Origin of the sequence: Klebsiella sp. K5-306 (assembly GCF_051835185.1) — a bacterium.
GTDB lineage: Bacteria > Pseudomonadota > Gammaproteobacteria > Enterobacterales > Enterobacteriaceae > Klebsiella > Klebsiella oxytoca.
On the sequence record NZ_JAIFJY010000046.1, the window covers coordinates 1 to 3664 of the forward strand.

General features: G+C 56.1%; 2 protein-coding genes. One reads left to right on the plus strand and one right to left on the minus strand.

Annotated elements, in window-relative coordinates; genetic code table 11:
- Positions 1 to 33: 33 nt before the first annotated feature.
- On the minus strand, positions 34 to 2931 hold the full coding sequence (locus tag K2184_RS28820; protein WP_001553819.1) for a Tn3-like element Tn5403 family transposase: 2898 nt from the start codon (positions 2929 to 2931) through the stop codon (positions 34 to 36).
- Between the two features lie 94 nt (positions 2932 to 3025).
- On the opposite strand from K2184_RS28820, the gene K2184_RS28825 reads away from it, so the two are divergent.
- On the plus strand, positions 3026 to 3631 hold the full coding sequence (locus tag K2184_RS28825; RefSeq protein ID WP_000509965.1) for a recombinase family protein: 606 nt from the start codon (positions 3026 to 3028) through the stop codon (positions 3629 to 3631).
- Positions 3632 to 3664: the final 33 nt, after the last annotated feature.

Genomic DNA, 3664 nt, shown 5'->3' on the forward strand with positions numbered 1-3664 from the left:
GGGGTCGGTTCCGGCTGAGGGCGAAATGACACCCTAAGCTTTCGGTTCCTTGGGCCAAAGATATTCGCCAGTCAGTAGAATGTGCGCCCAGCCCAATGGGGATATGTGGGGAAGAAATTCAGGGGGAACATCCAACCCTTCGTTCCGCCGCTCCGTGACGGCATGACCAAGATGGACGGTATTCCAGTAAATGATCACCGCAGTCAATAAATTGAGCCCAGCGATTCGGTAGTGCTGCCCCTCTGTCGTGCGATCGCGAATTTCCCCCTGCCTCCCGATACGGAGCGCATTTTTGAGCGCATGGTGGGCCTCTCCCTTGTTAAGACCGATCTGAGCACGCCGCTGCATGTCCGTATCCAGGATCCACTCAATAATGAAAAGGGTCCGTTCAATACGACCAACTTCACGAAGCGCAACTGCAAGGTTGTTTTGTCGTGGGTAAGAAGCGAGCTTGCGCAGGAGTTGGCTGGGCCTGATTTTGCCAGCGGTCATCGTCGCGGCACAACGGAAAATATCAGGCCAGTTCGCAACGATAAGATCCTCCCGGGCTTTTCCACCTACCAACTTGCGTAACTCCCTGGGGGTCGTATCGGGATTAAATACGTACAACCGCTTCGATGGCAGATCCCTGATTCGCAGAACGAGATTGTAGCCGAGCAGGCTACTGGCTCCGAACAAATGGTCGGTGAATCCTGCTGTATCGGCATACTGTTCGCGAACATGGCGACCGACCTCGTTCATCAGTAGTCCATCGAGAATATACGGTGCCTCGCTCACGGTCGCCGGGATCGACTGACAAGCGAATGGCGCGAACTGGTCGCTTACGTGAGTATACGCTTTGAGGCCGGGAACAGAACCATATTTGGCATTGACCATGTTCATGGCTTCGCCATGCCGCGCTGTCGGGAAAAACTGACCATCGCTCGATGCTGACGTGCCCATCCCCCAGACGCGTGACATCGGCAGTTTACCCTGCGCGGCCACCACAATTGCCAATGCCTGGTTCATGGCTTCGCTTTCAACATGCCAGCGGGCAAGGCGTGAGAGCTGCCAGTAATCATGCGTGTTTGTAGCTTCCGCCATCTTACGCAGGCCCAGATTGAGCCCTTCAGCGAGCAGGACGTTGAGCAGACCGATCCGGTCGCGACATGGAGCCCCGGTTCTCAGATGGGTAAACGCATCTGTGAAACCAAGGGCTGCATCAACTTCAAGCAGCATGTCGGTAATCCGAACGGACGGCATTCGGCGATACAGATCCAGTATGAGTGCCTCGGCACCATCCGGCACGTCTGCTGTCAACCTGTCGATCCGCAACGTTCCATCTTCTATGCTACCGTGCGGAATAGTGCCGTTACGGGCAGCCCGGGCCAGCCGCTTAAGAGCGATCGTGAGTCGCGCCTTTCTGTCTGCCAGCCAATCCTGTGGGTTGGAAGGCACGGCCAGTTTTGCATTTTCCTGCGCCGCGATCATCGGCACCAGTACCTGCTTGAGGTCACCATAGCGGCGCGAATGAGCGAGCCAGACATCTCCGGAACGAAAAGCATCCCGGAGGTGAAAGAGTACCGCCACTTCCCAAAGACGGGTATCTCCTTTTTCCTGAGCTCGTAAATGACGGTTCCATTTGGAGCTGGGCCGCAGGAAACGCCTTTCTGGCGATGCAACACCTTTCATCTCTCCGATCGACAAAGCTGCTGCTACCAATGGTCCGGCGACCGGCGCGGCTTCGAGCTTCAGACAGCGCAACATGCGGGGCGCATAACGACGAAAGCGATGGTATCCCTGCCCGACATATGCAAGAGGCTCATCGGCTAGCGTGTTGCTGAGTTGAGTCCCTGTCGCTACCAGTTGAGCGAGCCGGTCCCATGCAACCGAACTGGCGACAGCCATCTCCAGCGGGGTTCCGTCACTGCGGGCCTCAAGCAACGAAGCTCCCAGCGCGGTGAAGGTACGGATCGTATCCGTGAGTGTGGCTTTAGAGCCGGAAATTGTTTCGTCATGCTGGCGCTTCGCTTCCCGCCAGGTTTTTCCTACGATCCTGTCATGGGTTTCGACTATGGCATCAGCAATCGCCGCTTCCCACTCCACAACACAGACGGCAAGGATCGCCCAGCGGCGGTCCGAAGTGATGTCACGCAAACCGTCGGTGAAGTAGCGTTCACCCTGCCGACGCAGCCGGGCAATGCGATGGGCAGGTATGCTGGCCAAAGCACTATGATTGATATTCAGGGTACGCAGAAATTCGAGCCTGTCGAGCAAACGGTTAGCAGCAGCCGAGTTGTTACCAACCTCGAAGTTGCGAAGCCAGATGAAACGACTGATATTGCCGGCGAGCATTTCACTCAGAAGTTTGTCCAGGTGATCGCGAACATCCGCTGTTAAATTTTCCGCAATCCGCGTTTCAATCCGCCGCTCAGCGGCGACCAGAGCATCCGCGCACAAGCGCTCGATTGTCGATACTGCGGGCAGAATGGTGGAAGTTTCCCGACACCGCACAATAAAACGATGAGCAAGATCCTCGTTTGATCTGGCATCTTCGGCCTGGCCGAAAGTCCACTCCCGCAGATCACGGGCACCACGGCCCGTGAAGGTCTTGTAGCCGTAAATTTCGCGCAGCGTGTCCATGTGCTGCTGACGGGTTTGGCGCCGTGTGGCATAAGTGAGAAGCGCATCAGCCGGAACTCCAAGCTGAGCACCGACGAAGGAAAGGACTTCACGCGGGATCATCTCACCAGGAGCCAGTGCACGGCCCGGATATCGTAAGGCACAAAGTTGCAGGGCAAAGCCAATCCTGTTTTCCGGTCTGCGGCGCTGCCTAATGTTTTCCAGGTCATCATCGCCCAGCGTGTAGAACTTCAGTAGCGACAGTTCGTCCGTGGGCAGATCGAACAGCGCTGCTCGCTGCCGTTCGGTGAAAATATGGCGTCGTGACATACAAATTCGTCCCTTTTGAAGTATAGTCTGTTTTGGACAACAGCCAGCCCATATAAATCAGGGCGTTCCGATACAAAAATCCAGGAGGGTTCAATTGGGACATCGTGCCGCCATTTACTGCCGGGTTTCAACAGCGGATCAGTCTTGTGAACGCCAGGAATTTGATCTGCGAGCCTTCGCCGGCTGTGCCGGCTACGACGTGGTGGGAATATTTAAGGAAACAGGTTCAGGAACTAAACTCGACCGGGCCGAGCGAAAGAAAGTCCTGGCGCTTGCCCAGTCCAGACAAATTGATGCAATCCTGGTCACTGAGCTTTCCCGGTGGGGGCGCTCGACGCTCGATCTGCTCAATACGCTACGTGAACTGGAGAACTGGAAGGTTTCCGTGATAGCCATGAATGGAATGGCGTTCGATCTTTCGTCGCCGTATGGACGAATGCTGGCGACGTTTCTTTCCGGCATTGCGGAGTTTGAGCGGGATCTCATCAGCGAGCGGGTCAAGTCAGGCCTTGCTGTTGCGAAGGCACGTGGTAAGAGGCTTGGTCGTCAGGCCGGAGTGCGACCAAAATCAGACCGACTTTTGCCTAAGGTGGTTGCGATGAGGGCCGAGGGACGCAGCTATCGCTGGATCGCACGCGAGCTCGGTATCAGCAAGAATACCGTCGCTGACATCGTGCAACGACACAGAGCTAACGCTTAGGGTGTCATTTCGCCCTCAGCCGGAACCGACCCC

Bases quoted from the DNA above. Each gene is read 5' to 3' on its own strand.
- K2184_RS28820 (WP_001553819.1), bottom strand. From the start codon at position 2,931: ATGTCACGACGCCATATTTTCACCGAACGGCAGCGAGCAGCGCTGTTC.